The organism is Thiopseudomonas acetoxidans (genome assembly GCF_030362935.1).
Classification (GTDB): Bacteria; Pseudomonadota; Gammaproteobacteria; order Pseudomonadales; family Pseudomonadaceae; genus Thiopseudomonas; species Thiopseudomonas acetoxidans.
In genome coordinates, this window is record NZ_JAUCDY010000003.1 from 49,248 (window position 1) to 66,927 (window position 17,680).

General features: G+C 49.0%; 13 protein-coding genes. 9 read left to right on the forward strand and 4 right to left on the reverse strand.

What is annotated here, in order from left to right:
- Positions 1–69: 69 nt before the first annotated feature.
- Positions 70–1,056, forward strand: coding sequence for a restriction endonuclease (locus tag QEZ41_RS03515; RefSeq protein WP_289410006.1), 987 nt, complete (start codon positions 70–72; stop codon positions 1,054–1,056).
- A gap of 206 nt (positions 1,057–1,262) precedes the next feature.
- Here QEZ41_RS03515 and QEZ41_RS03520 read toward each other — a convergent pair whose 3' ends face one another.
- On the reverse strand, positions 1,263–1,478 hold the full coding sequence (locus QEZ41_RS03520) for a transposase domain-containing protein (RefSeq protein ID WP_353061883.1): 216 nt from the start codon (positions 1,476–1,478) through the stop codon (positions 1,263–1,265).
- 113 nt (positions 1,479–1,591) lie between these two features.
- Between QEZ41_RS03520 and tnpA the strand changes: the two genes are divergently transcribed.
- Both tnpA and QEZ41_RS03530 read left to right on the forward strand, forming a co-directional pair.
- The gene (gene tnpA / locus QEZ41_RS03525) at positions 1,592–1,882 is read left to right on the forward strand and encodes an IS66 family insertion sequence element accessory protein TnpA (protein ID WP_289410007.1); all 291 of its coding nucleotides are present in this window, start codon (positions 1,592–1,594) and stop codon (positions 1,880–1,882) included.
- 81 nt (positions 1,883–1,963) lie between these two features.
- The gene (locus tag QEZ41_RS03530; RefSeq protein ID WP_289410008.1) at positions 1,964–3,265 is read left to right on the forward strand and encodes an ISL3 family transposase; all 1,302 of its coding nucleotides are present in this window, start codon (positions 1,964–1,966) and stop codon (positions 3,263–3,265) included.
- A 40-nt stretch (positions 3,266–3,305) separates the two neighbouring features.
- Here the strand turns inward: QEZ41_RS03530 and QEZ41_RS03535 are convergent, their stop codons facing one another.
- Positions 3,306–5,783: a DEAD/DEAH box helicase family protein gene (locus QEZ41_RS03535; RefSeq protein WP_289410009.1), complete on the reverse strand. Its 2,478-nt coding sequence runs from the start codon at positions 5,781–5,783 to the stop codon at positions 3,306–3,308.
- 12 nt (positions 5,784–5,795) lie between these two features.
- Positions 5,796–6,374: a class I SAM-dependent methyltransferase gene (locus tag QEZ41_RS03540; protein WP_289410010.1), complete on the reverse strand. Its 579-nt coding sequence runs from the start codon at positions 6,372–6,374 to the stop codon at positions 5,796–5,798.
- 433 nt (positions 6,375–6,807) lie between these two features.
- Between QEZ41_RS03540 and QEZ41_RS03545 the strand changes: the two genes are divergently transcribed.
- Positions 6,808–8,397: a methyl-accepting chemotaxis protein gene (locus tag QEZ41_RS03545; RefSeq protein ID WP_289410011.1), complete on the forward strand. Its 1,590-nt coding sequence runs from the start codon at positions 6,808–6,810 to the stop codon at positions 8,395–8,397.
- Here the strand turns inward: QEZ41_RS03545 and QEZ41_RS03550 are convergent.
- Entirely contained in the window at positions 8,394–9,266 is an 873-nt protein-coding gene (locus tag QEZ41_RS03550) for a LysR family transcriptional regulator (protein WP_289410012.1), read from the reverse strand. The two genes, QEZ41_RS03545 and QEZ41_RS03550, sit on opposite strands and share 4 nt — an antisense overlap.
- Before the next feature lie 133 nt (positions 9,267–9,399).
- On the opposite strand from QEZ41_RS03550, the gene leuC reads away from it, so the two are divergent.
- The 5 genes from leuC (at position 9,400) to QEZ41_RS03575 (ending at position 17,678) form a co-directional block, all read left to right on the forward strand.
- A complete protein-coding gene (gene leuC, locus QEZ41_RS03555) occupies positions 9,400–10,833 on the forward strand; it encodes a 3-isopropylmalate dehydratase large subunit (protein WP_289410013.1) in 1,434 nt (477 codons plus the stop codon).
- Entirely contained in the window at positions 10,833–11,483 is a 651-nt protein-coding gene (gene leuD / locus QEZ41_RS03560; protein WP_289410014.1) for a 3-isopropylmalate dehydratase small subunit, read from the forward strand. The genes leuC and leuD overlap by 1 nt, the downstream gene beginning before the upstream one ends.
- 437 nt (positions 11,484–11,920) lie before the next feature.
- Entirely contained in the window at positions 11,921–13,003 is a 1,083-nt protein-coding gene (gene leuB / locus QEZ41_RS03565; protein WP_289410015.1) for a 3-isopropylmalate dehydrogenase, read from the forward strand.
- Between the two features lie 90 nt (positions 13,004–13,093).
- Complete coding sequence (gene asd / locus QEZ41_RS03570; protein ID WP_289410016.1) at positions 13,094–14,206, forward strand: aspartate-semialdehyde dehydrogenase; 1,113 nt, start codon at positions 13,094–13,096, stop codon at positions 14,204–14,206.
- A 295-nt stretch (positions 14,207–14,501) separates the two neighbouring features.
- On the forward strand, positions 14,502–17,678 hold the full coding sequence (locus QEZ41_RS03575; protein WP_289410017.1) for a FimV/HubP family polar landmark protein: 3,177 nt from the start codon (positions 14,502–14,504) through the stop codon (positions 17,676–17,678).
- Positions 17,679–17,680 lie beyond the last annotated feature (2 nt).

A 17,680-nucleotide genomic window follows, 5' to 3' on the forward strand; every position in this document is an offset into this window, starting at 1 on the left:
ATTGTAATAAAACTGCTTGTCAGTGCTTCTGTTTTAATTTGAAATTTGTAGACTTAAAAGGATATTTTGATGCCAGGCCCGAAAATTTATTTAACACGAACGCCATACGAACTTGTAAAGATCGGGCAAATAGGTTACGGCTGGCCGCAAGTTAATTTTTCCGAAGCAAGCACGCTAGATGAGTTGGTATTGATGTTTCGTAAGCAGGATATTGATGTCGGCCGCCAGCTAAATCAAATCAAACGGTTTTACTCAATTAAAGCAGGGGATATTGTTGTCGTACCTCTGCCGTGCGTTATTGCAATCGGTTATGCGACAGGTATAAAAACATACAAATCCGGCATTGAATATGGTGAAAATCGTATCGGTGTTAATTTTTTACGTCACGATGATGGTTCAATTTTACGTATTCCGAGGGATAACCTGACAGGAGCTTTTTCCAGTCGCCTCAAAATACGCATGACTGTAGTGTCACTGAGCGAATTTAAGGATGAAGTGATTGCAGTTATTGAGCGTATCAAAAGTAACGGCATAACAGTTATTAATAGCCGAGTGCAGGAGTTAGAAGAGAAAGCACAGCAGCAATTGAAGTATCAGCTTCTGCAAAATATTTGCGAAGGTAAAACCTATCTTGAAAGTGGCGGGTACGGCCTTGAAAAGCTTGTTGCAGAGCTTTTGATGGCTGAAGGCTACGAGGCAAATATTTTAGACAAGGCTGCATTTTCAGGTCAGGCAGATGCAGATATTTTGGCTGTTCGTGAAGATCGTTTCTCTTCAACGACTCTCTTGGTTCAGGTAAAGCATCACACAGGCACAACAGGCTTTCAGGCAGTCAGACAGCTTGAATCTATAGATGAAGAGCTAAAAGCACAAAAGTGGATAGTAACTTCCGCCAAAATGAATCCAGCAGCTAAAGCAGCTGCCGAGAAACAAGATATCAATATTATCGAAGGTGAAAGCTTGGTTGACTGGATTGTTGAACAATCCGATAAGCTGTCCAGGCAAACATTACATAAACTTGGTATTTCGTCTGTACCTACCCTGTTAACTTATTAGTTGCATTTAGTGTGCAGCACTCTCAGCCAAAAGCTTAGGTGCTGCTTGATCATTGAGCTGTTGTTCCCTGCATAGCCCCCAGTTTTCTAGGCACCTGTTTGGCTCATGCTTCCTCCTAGTATGCCTCATTATAAGGTCTGGAGAGTAAGCGCTACTAAATCACCCCCTTGCCGAACGGCTTTACCCTGTAAACACTAAGCGCCGGTTCAAGAAGGCTGTGCGGCCCTGTTTTGGGCAGGCGTTTCCAGTTTGATGTTCCAGGCCAGCAGCTGCTCCAGTTGCTCCAGCGTGTTTGCTGTCGCGATATGTTCCAGTACATGCAGCAGGTAGGCCTGCGGATTCAGGCCATGCATTTTGGCAGTTTCGATCAGCGAGTACCAGGCGGCGCTGGCATGAGCACCTTTGCTGGTGTCGGCAAACAACCAGTTCTTGCGGCCAATGGCAAAGGGGCGAAGTAAGCGCCCTTAAATCAGCATCTTTTATCTTGCATTATACCGCTTCAAACTAGTCCTCGTCTTTTTTGGAGGTACTGGTTATGAGTTCTGCGAGCTCGCGCGAGCGTTATGAGTTTTGGCAGCGGCATATGGTGGCTTGGCAAGGCTCCGGTTTATCCGGTGCGTCTTTTTGCAAACAGCATGAGCTCAATTATGCGCAGTTTAATTATTGGCGTAAGAAGCTTGTTGCTTCTGCGCCAGAGTCAAAGCCTGCTGGTTTTGCACGAGTTACTCAGCTGGCGACTAGCTCAGTACAAGATGGGCTTGCATTGCATTTGCCCAGCGGTATGCGCCTGTCAGGTATTACCGGCTCTTCGCATTTAAGGGTGTAGAAAAAATCTGACCGGCTGGAAAAAGAGTCGGGGATCTTAGAAAATGTAAGTTCCCACACCAACAAAAACTAAGCCCCCGACGTGAACAATCTTACCTTTTCTAGCCCTGATCTTTCCAGCTTTTGCCAACTAAATATCCTCGGCCTGACTGCCACTGGACAACATCTTTGTGCAGAACGCGCCGTCATCGAATGCCGTTTCACCAAAGCACCTGAGCCGTGCCCCAAGTGCGGGGCTGCTGGCGTTTCACGCGGTACTGTCGATAGACATCTTGCCCACGCGCCTTACGGGCAGCGGCCATCCAGATTGCTGCTGCGTATCCGTCGCTGGCGTTGTGCTTGCGGCTGTTTTTGGCACGAAGACACAAGTAGTGCGGCGCCACCACGCTCAAAGCTTTCCCATGGGGCGATACGCTGGGCCTTGGCTGCCATCGTACTGGATCATCTATCGGTCTCCCGTGTTGCGAGTCATCTTGACGTTGCCTGGCACACCGCCAATAACGCCATTATCAACGAAGGACGGCGCCTGCTTTTTAATGACTCGACACGTTTTGACGGTGTGACCGTGCTGGGCGTAGATGAGCATGTTTGGCGACATACACGCCGTGGTGACAAGTACGTCACCATCGTGGTTGACCTTACGCCCGTGCGTAACAAAACTGGGCCGGCCCGCTTGCTCGATGTGCTGGAAGGCCGCTCCAAACAAGCCTTTAAGCATTGGCTGAACAATCGTCCCAAGGCCTGGCGGGACCAGATTGAAAGCATTGCCATGGATAGCTTCACAGGGTTTAAATCTGCGGCGCAAGAAGCCCTGCCTCAAGCCCAAACCGTGCTGGATCCTTTCCATGTCGTGCGCTGGGCAAGCAACATGCTGGATGAATGCCGCAGACGTGTTCAACAAGAAATCCTGGGCCGCAGAGGGCGTAAAAACGACCCGCTCTATAAAAGCCGTCGAACGCTACTAACTCGGATCAGCTACCTGTCTGACGCCAACAAAAAGCAACTGTTCCAGCTGTTTGCAGATGAACACCACCTCGAAGTGGATTGCAGCTGGAGCATGTATCAGCGAGTGGTTAGCGCCTACAACGAGCCGGATCGAGGGCGTGGTAAAAAACTCATGCAAGAGGTCATAAATATCATTACAGCCAGCGACTTGCCCAAAGCGCTCATCGAGGTGAAACGCTTGGGGAAAACGCTGAAAAAATACGCTCAGAGCATCCTTGCTTACTTCGACCGGCCAGGAACCAGCAACGGTCCAACAGAAGCTATCAACGGGCGGCTTGAGCACTTACGAGGTACCGCCCTAGGCTTTAGAAATTTAACCAATTACATAGCCAGGTGCTTGCTGAAATCAGGAGGGTTTAGAAATCAGCTACACCCTTAAATGCGAAGAGCCGCTTTAGCTCCCTAACATCCAACCCCAGCTATACATCCTTCGACTCTTCCGCCGCCTGCAGTATTTCTGCTTTCTTAACCGGGTAGGGCTGCTTTGATTTCTTCTTGCGCGCGAAGTATTGCGCCAGGCGCAGGTCGATCAATTCTTGGAAGTAGTCGGCAAAAATCTCTTGTAGTTCAGGTGTGACTGTAAAGTTAAGCGCGAAGCTGTTGCCGTGCTCGATAAACCAAGCTTGGCTGCTGTTTTTGTCTTGTTGGCAGGAATAAAAAATCGGGTTTTTGCGCCAGTAGCTCAGCCATGGGCGGCTTTCAGCGCTGGCTTGTTGAATACTTTGCGGCAACTCGTTGCGCAGGTCATCGGGTCGGTGTTCTAAGAGCTGCCGGCTGCGCTTAGCTAGTTGTGTGGTGGCAACGGGTTCTTGTACGCCGCTTAAGTCTAAAAAGGCTTGATATAGAAAGCCTTTAAAGCTTTTGTTCATGCTGGTGGTTTCTACACCTTTGGCGAAAAACTCGCCGTGCTCGCTAAGTAACTGCTTGAACAGTGCGTCTTCTTCTTGTTTGGCAACCAAGGCCAGCCAGCTACCGGCCTGTTTGCGCATTTTCGCGAGGTCGTAGCCTTTGTGAAAAAATTCAGTAGCGGTGGGGCGATGGCCTAACTCATCGCGTAGTTGTTGGTAATCTTCTGCAGCAGTGCTGCCTATTTTGCGTGCAAGCTTTTCCCAGAAGCCCACTATTTTTGGGGCAAAATTAATGAAACAGCCTTCGGCTAACTGGATGGGCTGTTGCTGGCGAATTGTGTTAAGCACTGTGTTACGGTCTTTTTCACCGAGCAAAGCCGCTGGACTGTTTAGAAAACTGTGGTGATTGCCCAAAAAGTCCAACACCACCACGTGGGTTTTGTTGGTTTCTTGTGAGAGGCGTAAACCACGCCCCAGTTGCTGCAAGAAAATAATTTTAGACTCAGTGGGGCGCAGCATCAGTACGGTGTCTAGGGCGGGCAAGTCGGTGCCTTCGTTAAACATATCCACGGAGAAAATCACCTCCAGTTGGCCCTGTGCTAGCTGGCTTAATGCAGCGTGGCGGGTCAGTTGTGAACCGGCATACACAGCACCGGCACGCACGCCCTGTTGCTGAAAGTACTGGCTCATATAGTCAGCGTGCTTTTGTGAAATACAAAAGCCTAGGGTGCGGGTTTGCTTGTGCTTAAGCCAATGTTGGTAAATGTGTTTGGCACGTTTTTGGGTGGCAAAAGCAAACTCGATTTGCGCCGGTTCAAAGCGGCCACTGCGCCATGGGATTTCTTGATAATCCACGTATTCGTCATAGATACCGTAATAATGAATCGGTGCTAGTAATTGCGCGTTAATGCCGTGAACTAAGTTGCGCTCAAAAACCAGATTGTTGTCGCATAGGCTGAGGATATCGGCTTGGTCGGTACGTTCTGGGGTGGCGGTCAGACCTAATAAAAATTGCGGATTAAAATGCTTAATAATGCTGCGGTAACTGGGTGCACTGGCATGGTGAAACTCATCCACGACGATGTAATCAAAATGCTTAATGCTAAAACGTTGTAGTGCTTCAGGCTTGCTGAGGCTTTGTACCGAGGCAAACACAAAGTCTGCCTCATGTTCTTTTAATGCACCTTGAAACAAGCCGGTGTGGGCGTTGGGATGCACGCGGTTAAACACCGATTGGGCTTGCAGCAAAATCTCTTCGCGGTGGGCGACAAAGAGCACGCGCTTGGCTTGCATCTGTAGTGCATCAAAGGCGGCGAGCCAGGTTTTTCCCATGCCGGTGGCGAGTACGACTAAACCGCGAGAAAACCCTTCGGTGCGAGTCTCAAGCAGCGCTTGCAGTGCTTCAACTTGCACGCTGTTAGGGCTGGGCTGTTCGATATTTTCATCAATAAAACCGCTAATCGGTGCCAGTAGCGGCAAGTTGATTTGTCGTCGGACACTGTAGGTATCAATCCAGTCAGCGGTTAAAGACACGCAACTCGGCTCATCAAACAGCTGTGCAAAGGCGTGGCGAATTTTGACAAACTCTTGGGCTGCGGATGAGTCTTCTGGGGGTTGCCAATCATGACGCCATGACCATTCGTAGGCATGGGTGAGTGCCGTGCGACTGATGTTGTTGGAGCCAATAAAAGCACTGCCTTTAATAATCTTAGCGTTTTTGTTTTGCGTAAAGATGTAGCTTTTAAGGTGGAAGCTGGTTTGTCCGGTGCACTCAAACACGCGCACCTGTGCACCGCGCTCAGCCAGCATCAATAGTTCGCGTAAGGCGCGCGGGTGAGTGATATTTAAATAATCCGAGGTCAGAAGGCGTATCGAAGCGCCCTTGTTAAGGGCTTCTAGCAGGGGGTCAAATAACAGCTCTAAACCCGATGGCTGGATAAAAGATACGGCTATCTCAATATCAGTGGCTTGATAGATGGCTTCAAGCAGTTTAGGCAGTAAAGGGTCCTGCGCTGTTCCCGTGGTTAGGCGTGGGCTGTTAGCTAACATCAGTACGTCTGTCTATGCCAAGGTTAATAACGCATTGAGCCATTGCTCGTCATCGCGATCAGGGCGTCTGTCTGTGCTAATCCAGACTTCTTTGGTGTGCAACCCTGTATTTTCAAGAAATTGTTCTAAACGCGCTTCAGTGCAGTTGGTGAAATGACGACCACTGCGAACGCTTTCATCTTCGCCGTATTTAAAGGACACATACATCACGCCCTTGGGCTCTAGCAGTTCGCCTAGGTGCTTTAGAGTGGCGGATAGACTGACGGTAGGCACGTGCAGTAAAGAGGCGCACGCCCAAATTCCTGCATAGCTGTGCTCGCTGCTAAAGTTAAGAAAGGTGCTGAGCTGGACAGGGATGCCGCTGACTTCTTTAGCGATTTTGACCAGTTTTGGGCTGGCATCAAAGGCATCAACTTGATAGCCAAGCTGTATAAAAGTGGCAGCGTCACGACCCGCACCGCAGCCGGCATCTAGGATGCGACTGGTGGGAGGTAGGTGCGCAAGAAAACGCTCATACAGTTCGCTCATATCAACGTCTAACGTGTTTTGTGCAAATTGCTCAGCGTTGTCTTCGTAATACTGTAGTGTCATTTCTGTCCCTAATTTTAAACAAGTTATTGCTCCGATGAGGTGCTGTATACGCTAATTCAGTAAAGCTATACAAGCAAGTAAAACACTTTGCATGCTTCGTTAGTATGCTTATTTAAAGTGCAAGGGCTGGGCGCTTGTAAATACTGAGTGCATTGCCTCAAGCACCTTTCTTTTATAAGCATAACCGCAAAACCTCCAAGCAAAATTTTGATAAGCATCAATAAACATAGACACTATTAAACTAAGCTTTGGTTTTTAATGGCGTTCGTGTTTCTGTGCGTACATGGGCTGTCAGTGTTGTGAATTCATTGACTGTGCAACAACTCAGAAGTGATTTTATTTTGGCGTTAAAGATTAGTTGGCACGCCAAGTGCTTGTTAGTGGGGGCTGAAAACAAAAACAATTTTACAGGGCCGTAAAAACAGGGTGCATCATGAAAATAAATTTACCAGTCATAGATGAGCAGGTTTCATTTAAAGCAGAACAGCAGTTAATTTCAACGACAGATTTAAAGGGAATTATCACCTCGGCAAATGATGATTTTGTTGAGGTAAGCGGTTACTCACGGGATGAGTTAATCGGTAAAAATCATAATATTATTCGCCATCCAGATATGCCGCGCGCTGCTTTTAAGCAGGTGTGGGATACCATACAAGCCGGTCATTCATGGAAAGGAATGGTAAAAAACCGTTGTAAGGATGGCCGTTACTATTGGGTGGATGCGTTTATTACGCCGATCTCGAAAAATGGACAGAGGGTGGGTTATCAGTCTGTGCGTGCGTTGCCCAGCCAATGCAATATAGAGCGCGCGCAAAAGTTGTATAAAAACTTAGATGAAAGTAATAAAAAATCAGCTTACCAGCAGCCTGTGTCTTACTTTGCACAGCTTTTCTTAAGTTGGTTTTTGCCGCTTTGTGTCAGTGCCGGTTTGCTGGGCTATTTTTATGGTTGGCAGGCTGTGGTTGTTTTACTGGGCGGATTGGCTGTCAGTAGTTTGGCGTTTTCATTGAGGTTGAAGCCTTTGCTGCGTTTAAATGAGTACGCTAAAGGCATAACCTATAACCCTTTGATGCGTTATTTGTACACGGGCTATAAGCACGAAGTGGGCGATATTCAGTTTGCTATCCAAACACGCACCTCGGGTTTGCGGGCTGTGACGGCGCGTTTGCAATACACCGCTTCTATACTGAATGAAGTGAAGAATAAAAGTGCAGCCAGTCTGGCAGGTTCTAATACCTTGATAACTAAGCTGAGTAAAACGGTGGATGCGATTTTTGTCGCCATGGAGCAGCTTTTGGCCAGCCAACTGCAACTTACCCAGGCGTCGGGCAATATGGCCGAGACGTCGAGCGAGTCGCAACGCTTAACGCTGTCTGGGCGAGATTATATTGAGCGTTTGTTAGGCTCGATTAATGAGCTGTCTGATGAGCTGCAGCACATAGAGAAAGAAGTGTCCGAGTCCACGACACGCGGACAGCGCATTGGTACGGTGCTGGAAGTTATTACCATGGTGGCTGAACAGACCAATCTGTTAGCGTTGAACGCTGCGATTGAGGCGGCACGGGCAGGTGATGCAGGTCGTGGTTTTGCGGTGGTGGCAGATGAGGTGCGTAAGCTTGCTTACCGCACTCATGATTCCACTACTGAAATTCGGCAAATCATTTCTGAGCTGCAAGACAATACCAAGGCGTCGTTACATGCGATCGAGTTGGGTGTGGAGCGCTCCGAAGCAACACGCAGTATGGCCAATGAGGTTGATCAAGAGCTGCGCGCTATTTTGGATCAGGTGCAGTCCATGAGCCGTTTGGCGTTAACCATTGATAGTGCGATCCAGACGCAAACGGCGTTGAGCACGCAAACCAGTGATCAAGTAGCGGACTTGCGCGAGGACAGTGCGGGTGTGATGCAGGTAAATCATCAGGTTAACGAACACAGTGAGCAGGTTGAAAAGAATGTGGATGAGCTGTTGGATTTGGCTAACCATTTTTTGAAAATCACGGTTAATACGCGCCGTGCAAGTTAAGAGCTAAGCTCGCTCAATAGCATCATAAAAGCGTTAGCGGCATTGGAGAGGGTGCGCTCCTTGTGCACTATGTAACCCAAGTCGCGGCTGAGCTGGATGTCTGGCATATCCAGCTCGACCAATTCCTCATCCAGCATGGTGCGTGGCAGCACGCTCCAAGCCAAGCCAATTGATACCATCATTTTTATGGTTTCCATGTAGTTGGTATGCATGCTGATGTTGGGTGTGAGTCCGGCGTCCGCAAACAGGTTCAGGGCGATTTTACTGGTGAAGGTTTGGCTGCCGGGAAAAACAGCCGGGTAATCACTGAGATCCTGTAAGCTAATTTGTTTTTTGTGGCTTAACGGATGTTCGGGTGCAACCACAAATACTAGGTCGTCCTGCCAGACTTTAACGCTTTCTAGGTGTTCAACATGCTGTGGCGACAGGGTGATCAATGCCAGTTCACAACGCCCTTGCAGCACATCGTTGTACGCTACTTCTGAATCTAAAAAACGTATATCCAGCACGACCTCTGGGTGCTCCTTGGTGAAGCGGCGCAAAATAGGCGGCAAGCGTCTTAGGCCGATGTGGTGACTGGTGGCTAGGCTTAAACGCCCACTCACAGTGCCGCTAAGATTGCTCAAGGCACGTTTGCTGTCTTCCAATTCATTGACAATGCGGTAGGCGCGCGGCAGTAGCGTTTGTCCGGCCTGAGTCAGGGTGACTTCGCGGCCCATGCGGTCAAATAAGCGCACCCCCAGTTGTTCTTCTAGTGTAGCTAGGCGTTTGCTGACCGCTGGCTGGGTAATATGCAGCTGCTGACCTGCTAAGGAAAAGCTGCCCTGTTCGGCGATGGCGATAAAGGTGTGCAGGCTAGCGAGATCCATGGTTATCTATTCCTGTTTGGAATTTATATTATAAAAAATAACCATTGGAGTTATAGCTTTAATCGACTTAGCATGCAATACATAAGAAAGTTTCGTTTAAGCTGCCGTTGCAGCAACCAATGAGGAAAGTCCCATGGCTGGAAAAACACTCTACGATAAACTCTGGGAAATGCATGAAGTGAAGCGCCGCGACGATGGCTCTTCGCTGATTTACATTGACCGTCATATTTTACACGAAGTGACCTCGCCGCAGGCGTTTGAAGGGTTGCGTTTGGCCAATCGTCAACCTTGGCGCATTGATGCCAACATTGCCACGCCGGATCACAACGTGCCGACCACTAAGGCGGAGCGTGCTGGCGGTATTGATGCCATTGCGGATGAGGTCTCGCGTATTCAGGTGCGGACTTTGGATGATAACTGCAACAGTTTCGGTATTTTGCAGTTCCCGATGAATGATATTCGTCAGGGCATTGTCCACGTGATTGGGCCGGAGCAGGGCGCGACCTTGCCGGGTATGACCATTGTTTGTGGTGACTCCCACACCTCAACCCACGGTGCGTTTGGTGCTTTGGCGCACGGTATTGGTACCTCTGAAGTTGAGCATGTATTGGCGACGCAATGCCTAGTGGCGAAGAAAATGAAGAACATGCAGGTGCGTGTTGAGGGTGAACTGCCCTTTGGCGTGACCGCTAAAGACATTGTGTTGGCGGTTATCGGCAAAATCGGCACCGCTGGCGGCAACGGCCACGCGCTTGAGTTTGCCGGCAGTGCGATTGAAACCTTGTCGATGGAAGGGCGCATGACCCTGTGTAACATGTCCATTGAAGCCGGTGCTCGCGTGGGCATGGTGGCGGTGGATGAGAAGACCATCGAGTACGTTAAAGGCCGTCCTTATTCGCCAAAAGGCGCGGACTGGGATGCAGCAGTGAAGGTGTGGCAGGATTTGGTGTCTGATGCCGATGCCCACTTTGACACTGTGATTGAAATGCGCGCCGAAGACATCAAGCCACAAGTGAGCTGGGGTACGTCACCTGAGATGGTGTTGCCTGTGGATGCCAATGTGCCTGATCCGGCGCAAGAGGCGGATCCAGTTAAAAAGGCTTCGATTGAGCGTGCGCTGAAGTACATGGGCTTAACCGCGAACCAAGCCATTACAGACATTAAACTGGATCGTGTTTTTATTGGTTCGTGCACCAACTCGCGTATTGAAGACTTGCGTGCGGCGGCAGAAGTCGCCAAAGGCCGTAAAGTCGCTAGTAGTGTGATTCAAGCGTTGGTGGTGCCAGGCTCTGGCTTGGTCAAACAGCAGGCCGAGCAAGAAGGTTTGGATAAGATTTTCTTGGACGCAGGCTTTGAATGGCGTGAGCCGGGCTGCTCCATGTGTCTGGCGATGAACCCCGACAAACTGGGCAGCGGCGAGCATTGCGCTTCGACCTCTAACCGTAACTTTGAAGGCCGTCAGGGCAATGGCGGACGCACGCACTTGGTCAGCCCAGCCATGGCCGCCGCCGCCGCGGTGACCGGTCACTTTGTTGATGTGCGTGAACTTTTACAAGGAGCAGAATAATGAAAGCCTTTACCCAGCATCAGGGTTTGGTCGCGCCCTTGGATCGCGCCAACGTGGATACGGATCAAATTATTCCCAAGCAGTTTTTAAAATCCATCAAGCGCACTGGTTTCGGTGAGAACCTGTTTGATGAGTGGCGCTACTTGGATGAAGGTCAGCCGGGCATGGATAACAGCATGCGCCCGATCAACCAAGAGTTTGTGCTGAATCTGCCGCGTTATCAGGGGGCAAGTATTTTGCTCGCGCAGGAAAACTTTGGTTGTGGTTCCAGCCGTGAACACGCGCCATGGGCGTTGGATGAGTACGGTTTTCGCGCCATTATCGCGCCTAGTTTTGCGGATATTTTCTATAACAACAGCTTTAAGAATGGTTTGTTACCCATTGTTTTGCCACAGAAAGTTGTGGATGAGCTGATGGGTTTGGTTGAAGCCAATGAGGGTTATCAGTTAACGATTGATTTGGCTGAGCAGAAAGTGATTCGTGACGATGGTGTGAGCTATGACTTTGAGGTAGATGCGTTCCGTAAGCATTGCTTGCTTAACGGCTTGGACGACATTGGTTTGACGCTGCAAGATGCCGATGAAATTCGTGCGTTTGAAGCGAGCTATCAGCAAAAGTACCCTTGGTTGTTTGGTGCACTGAACCAGTAAAAAACCGCACTTGCAGGCTGACTTTTGTAGGAACCCGGCTTTGCACGAATGGTTTGTTGTAGGAGCGCAACTTTTGCGCGAAGCGGATTTTCAGGCGGCACTGATGTTTTGGGGTTAACCCCAATCGCGCATAAGATGCGCTCCCACAAGGCCCAGTGCTTCCTCGGGAGGCATGGTTTGGTTTTGCTCTTGTGGGACCCGACTTGTCGGGGAAGCTTTTGCTTTTAAAGCAGGGCAAGGTCAGTGGTTGGGTTTTTGGTTTGGTGCTTAGGCAGATTTTGGTTCCCTGACAAGTCAGGTCCCACACTGCACTGTGCCACTTGGAAACTCAGCATGACTGGTTTACTTTTGTTGGAGCGTAACGTTTGCACGAAGCGGATTTTCAGGTGGCACTTCGAATTTATAAACACGGGCTATAGCCCTAGGCGAGAAATGAAATGACAAAAAAAGTTTTAGTATTACCCGGTGACGGCATCGGCCCAGAAATCATCGCTGAAGCGGTGAAAGTACTTAATCTAGCCAACAAAAAATACAACCTTGGCTTAGAGCTGGTTGATGGCGAACTCGGTGGCGCGGCGATTGATAAGCACGGCGTACCTCTAGCCGACTCAACGCTGGCTTTAGCCCGCGAAGTAGATGCGGTACTGCTTGGCGCGGTGGGCGGCCCTAAGTGGGACACCATCGATAAAAGCATTCGTCCTGAGCGCGGTCTGTTAAAAATCCGTTCCGAGCTGGGCTTGTTTGCCAACCTGCGTCCTGCGATTCTGTATCCGCAACTAGCTGACGCCTCCAGCCTTAAGCCTGAAGTAGTCTCTGGTTTGGATATTCTAATTGTCCGCGAATTGACTGGCGGTATTTATTTTGGCACTCCACGCGATACCGTAATCCTAGAGAATGGCGAGCGCAAAGCCTTTGATACCTTACCCTACAGCGAAAGTGAGATCCGCCGTATTGCTAAAGTGGGCTTTGATATGGCACGCTTGCGTAATCAGAAGCTTTGCTCCGTGGACAAGGCAAATGTGCTAGAATCCAGTCGTCTATGGCGTGAAGTGGTTGAAGAAGTAGCCAAGGACTATCCAGATGTTGAGCTGAGCCATATGTACGTCGATAACGCTGCAATGCAGCTAGTACGTGCACCCAAGCAGTTTGATGTAGTGGTCACCGACAACCTGTTTGGCGACATTTTGTCAGATGAAGCCTCCATGCTTACTGGCTCAATTGGCATGCTGCCATCGGCGTCTTTAGATGCCAACAATAAAGGCATGTATGAACCCTGTCATGGTTCAGCGCCTGATATTGCAGGGCAAGGCCTGGCGAACCCATTGGCAACCATCTTGTCGGTTTCCATGATGCTGCGTTACAGCTTTGCTCAATCACAGGCCGCTGAAGCTATAGAAAAAGCTGTTAGCGATGTGCTGGACCAAGGCCTGCGTACAGGCGATATTATGTCGGCGGGTATGCGCAAAGTGGGTACAGCCGAGATGGGTGATGCTGTAGTAGCAGCACTGGAAAAGCTCTAATTAAATTATCGATTAGAACGTTTGTCTAACGGGTTGGCAGAGAAAAATCTGTACCCGTTAGACGTATTAATTTAACAAAGGTGTAGTCGTATGAAACGTGTAGGACTTGTAGGTTGGCGTGGAATGGTTGGTTCTGTGCTTATGCAGCGCATGCTAGAAGAGCGGGATTTTGAACTGATTGAGCCAGTTTTCTTTACGACCTCGAATGTAGGCGGTCAAGGGCCGGCGATCGGTAAAGATGCTCCCGCGCTGAAAGATGCTTATGACATCAACGAGCTTAAAGGTTTGCATGTTATTTTGACCTGTCAGGGTAGCGACTACACCAATGAAGTATTTCCGAAACTGCGTGAAGCAGGTTGGGACGGTTACTGGATTGATGCAGCCTCTGCGCTACGCATGGACGATGACTCGGTAATCGTACTGGATCCTGTAAACCGCAAAGTGGTGGATCAAGCGCTTGAAAGCGGCGTTAAAAACTACGTTGGTGGTAACTGTACGGTTAGCTTAATGCTGATGGGGCTTGGCGGTTTGTTTGAGGCTGGTCTAATAGAGTGGATGAGCGCTATGACCTACCAAGCAGCCAGTGGTGCCGGCGCACAAAACATGCGTGAGCTGTTGGGCCAGATGGGTTACATCCATGATGCCGTTGCTGAGGACTTAGCTAATCCAGCTGCTGCGATTTTAGATATTGACCGCAAAGTAGCTTTGGCGCAACGTAGTGATGACATGCCGGCGCAAAACTTTGGCGTACCTTTGGCAGGCAGTCTTATCCCTTGGATTGATAGCGCGCTGCCAAATGGTCAGAGCCGTGAAGAGTGGAAAGCACAAGCAGAAACGAACAAAGTGCTGGGTCGTTTTAAAAACCCTATTCATGTGGATGGTATCTGTGTGCGTGTTGGTGCCATGCGTTGTCACAGCCAGGCATTAACCATCAAGCTGAACAAAGATGTACCTATGGCTGATATTGAACAGCTCATTAGTCAGCACAACCCTTGGGTTAAGCTGATTCCTAATCAGCGCGACATTACGATGAAAGAACTTACCCCAACAGCGGTAACCGGTACTTTGAATGTGCCGGTAGGGCGTTTGCGCAAGTTAAATATGGGCTCACATTATTTGGGTGCCTTTACCGTAGGTGACCAATTGTTATGGGGTGCTGCAGAACCTTTGCGACGGATGCTACGTATTCTGCTTGAGCGCTAGTTCATACCATTAAATAAAAGGCTGCTTTTCATAGGGCAGCCTTTTGCTTTAAGCTTAATAAAGAGTTTACAGCTTGCTAATGTGTGCAGTAAGTCCAATTCTAAGGCAAAGTGTATTAAAAACAGCGTAATAGACGTGATTAGTTATTGATAAAACTTCAACTGTAAAAGATACTTACTATAAAGATTGAAGAACGATTCTAGCTTTGCTCTTGCAAACTGGTGTCAACGTTAGGCAAAACAGCCGCTTCAAGCATCTCCGTATTGCTCGGAAAGTGAATAAGGGATAAGACTATATGCTTCGGGTTCGTAAACTGGTGTTGGCTGTTGCAGCCGCTACTGCACTTACATCTGGCGTGGCACATGCGCTTGGTTTGGGTAATGTCTCTGTCAAATCTTTCTTGAATCAACCTCTAGAAGCCGAAATTGAGCTTTTAGAGGTTGGTGGATTAACTGCATTAGAAATTAAATCGCAGTTAGCATCCGCTGAAGAATTTTCCCGTGCTGGCGTAGAGCGTCAGTTTTTTCTTACTAACTTGCAGTTTACTCCTATTATCAGCGCAGGCGGAAAAAGCGTATTGCGGATAACCAGTGAGCGGTCGGTGCGTGAGCCTTACCTGAATTTTTTAGTCGAATTGCTCTGGCCTAACGGGCGAATTCTGCGTGAATACACTGTGTTGCTTGACCCACCTATGTACACACCACAAGAAATTGTGTACGTACCAGCAACGACCACGCCGTTGTCTACACCTAAAACAACAGCTCAGTCGGCTGCTAAGCCTGCAGCAGCTAGAAGAGCAACACCTGCAAGTCCACGTCGAATCACGGCCAGTGGCGACAATCAATACCGAGTTGAGAAAAACGATACGCTTTGGTCAATCGCTTCCCGAGTGGGCGGCAGCTCAACAACCCAGCAAACCATGTTGGCTATTCGCGATCTCAACCCGCAAGCCTTTGTTAATGGTGACATTAACAGACTTAAAGCAGGGCAGGTTTTAACCTTGCCAGATGACGCGCAGATTCAAAAGCGCAGCAAGAGTGCTGCAATTGCTGAAATTAAAGCTCAGAGTTCAACACTAACCGGCAGTACGCCTGAAGCAGCTGCCGCGGTAAAACAGCTTGATGCTCGTCAGCGCACCACGGCCGATGCCGCGCCTGCCAAAGTTGAGCAACAAGATACATTACGTCTCGTTGCCAGTGATACAGGACAAGCGGCTATAGGCAGTGAGCGAGGTCGAGACAGTGCCGATGCTTTATTTGCCCAGCTAACCGAGGCTAAAGAGCTGTTGGACTCCAGCAGACGCGAAAACTCAGACCTGCATGAGCGTGTTGCAGAGCTAAATAACCAGCTTGATAAGCTGCAGCAGTTGATTGAGCTAAAGAACACACAGCTTGCCAGCTTACAGCATCTTGATGTGCTCTCTGAGCCTCCAGTAGCCGATGAAGCAGAGGCTGTTGAAGCAGAGGCTGTTGAAGCTGTAGAAGAGCCCGTTGAAGTGATCGAGGGCACAGACGTTGTCCAAGAAGAACAATCGGTTACGGATGAGCAAACAGCCGCATCACAAGAGACAACGTTAGCCGCAGAAACCTCGTCTGAGCCTGTTGCCGAAACCACCGTTGAACCTGCAGCAGAAGAAGCGCAGCAGCCAGAAGCCGCAGTAGAAAAACCTAAGCCAGCAGCTGTAGTACCTCCATTACAGGAAATCCCAAGCCCTGAGCAATCCTTGCTGGATGAATTAATGGACAACCCACTATTCATGCCGGCAGTGGGTGGTGGCTCATTGCTGCTGCTATTATTGCTACTGATGTCGGCTTCACGTCGCAGGAAAAAAGCTAAGGAGCTTAGTCTAGCCGCCATTGCCGAAAGCCCAGACAAACCAGAAAAAGATGGTTTAGCCCCAAGCTTTACAGCGGATGCGGATGAAGATTTACCTGTAGCTGAGCCAGTGTCAGATTTTGCTGATTTCGATACGGTCGAAGTAGCACAAGAGCCAGGACTAGAGATTTCTGCCGAGTCCGTGAACAGCATCGCAGAGGCCGATAACTACATTGCCTACGGCCGATTCAATCAAGCAGCAGATGTACTTATGCAAGCGATTGATAAAAAACCACAACAAGCGGATTTACGCTTCAAACTGCTCGAAGTGTTGGCCGACTTGGAAGACAGAAACGGCTTCAACCGCCAGCTTAATGAGATGGTTGAAATGGGCATAGCGCCTAGCGAGTTAGAAGCAGTCAAAGCGCGCTACCCACACTTGGTTGACAGCGGCACTTCTAGTATCAATCAGGTTGAAGACTCTGAAATTAGCCTAGATGATCTTGGCTTGGATACGCCAGAATTCGATGTTGATGCATTTGCTGAGCTAGACTCAGAGCCATCTACGAACGACTTTACCGATGAGCTGTTTGATGAGCTTGATGGTGGCTCTTCCAGTGAAACTGCCGAACAAGCATTGTTTGAGCTGGACGAGCTGTCACTGACTTTAAGCGATACCCCAGAGATACAGCAGCCTGCTGCAGAGCAACCTTCGGCAACCCCTGAGTTTGAGTTGCCCGACTTTGATGATCTTGATGAAGAGTTACTGGCGTTGGCTGAGTCGCAAACAACTGCAGCTCAACCAGAAGTTGAAACTGAGGGTGAAGTCCCGAGAGTTATCGAAAATCTAGGAGGTGACCTGGTTGATCTTGAAGAACCTATTGATGAAGACTTTGATTTCGACACCCTAACCGAAATCGAAGACGCAGAGTTTGCTGAAGTTGTAAAAGAGGTGCAGGACGAAACCGATACCAAACTCGATTTTGAGCTGCCGGACGATTTTGACCTGTCAATCAATGAAGAGCCAACGCCTGACTTAAAAGATGAGTTGGATTTAGAAAAAATGGACCTTGCGGCAGATTTCACTGAAATCAGTGCTGAGATGGATGAGTTGGCTGAAACTTTAAAAGACAGCATGGATACTGATGACCTGCTCGATGCTGAGTTCCCAGCACAGCAGGCAGAAGAACAAGCACCAACTGTTGATGAGTCTGAACAGGATATTAGCTTTGATACATTGGCTACTATGGACAACCAAGAGTTACCGAGTGAGTCATTAGAAGACTTTGACTTTGGTGATTTGGAAGAGCCTGTTGAAGACTTTACAGCAGAGCTAGACTTGCAGGCTGAGACAGAATCAGATGCTGACTTGATGGATGAGCTAGCTAAATTAAGCGAAGAGAGCAATGCTGAGCCAGCAGCGCACACTGATGGTGAACAAAGACCGGAAGCTTTTGCCGCATTAGAAGAAGCTTTGGAAGATGATTTCAGCTTCCTAGCCGGTACGGATGAAACCACTACTAAGCTGGATTTGGCGCGCGCCTATGTTGACATGGGTGATGGCGAAGGCGCTAAGGATATTCTGGAAGAAGTCCTCAATGAAGGTAATGAAACGCAGCAGCAGGAAGCACGCGAGTTAATGAAAAAACTGAGCTAACT

Excerpts from the sequence above, each read along its gene's own strand:
- QEZ41_RS03535 (WP_289410009.1), bottom strand. The coding sequence starts at position 5,783 with ATGTTAGCTAACAGCCCACGCCTAACCACGGGAACAGCGCAGGACCCT.
- tnpA (WP_289410007.1), top strand. The coding sequence starts at position 1,592 with ATGAGTTCTGCGAGCTCGCGCGAGCGTTATGAGTTTTGGCAGCGGCAT.
- QEZ41_RS03575 (WP_289410017.1), top strand. The coding sequence starts at position 14,502 with ATGCTTCGGGTTCGTAAACTGGTGTTGGCTGTTGCAGCCGCTACTGCA.
- leuB (WP_289410015.1), top strand. The coding sequence starts at position 11,921 with ATGACAAAAAAAGTTTTAGTATTACCCGGTGACGGCATCGGCCCAGAA.
- leuD (WP_289410014.1), top strand. The coding sequence starts at position 10,833 with ATGAAAGCCTTTACCCAGCATCAGGGTTTGGTCGCGCCCTTGGATCGC.
- QEZ41_RS03540 (WP_289410010.1), bottom strand. The coding sequence starts at position 6,374 with ATGACACTACAGTATTACGAAGACAACGCTGAGCAATTTGCACAAAAC.
- QEZ41_RS03550 (WP_289410012.1), bottom strand. The coding sequence starts at position 9,266 with ATGGATCTCGCTAGCCTGCACACCTTTATCGCCATCGCCGAACAGGGC.
- asd (WP_289410016.1), top strand. The coding sequence starts at position 13,094 with ATGAAACGTGTAGGACTTGTAGGTTGGCGTGGAATGGTTGGTTCTGTG.
- leuC (WP_289410013.1), top strand. The coding sequence starts at position 9,400 with ATGGCTGGAAAAACACTCTACGATAAACTCTGGGAAATGCATGAAGTG.
- QEZ41_RS03515 (WP_289410006.1), top strand. The coding sequence starts at position 70 with ATGCCAGGCCCGAAAATTTATTTAACACGAACGCCATACGAACTTGTA.
- QEZ41_RS03545 (WP_289410011.1), top strand. The coding sequence starts at position 6,808 with ATGAAAATAAATTTACCAGTCATAGATGAGCAGGTTTCATTTAAAGCA.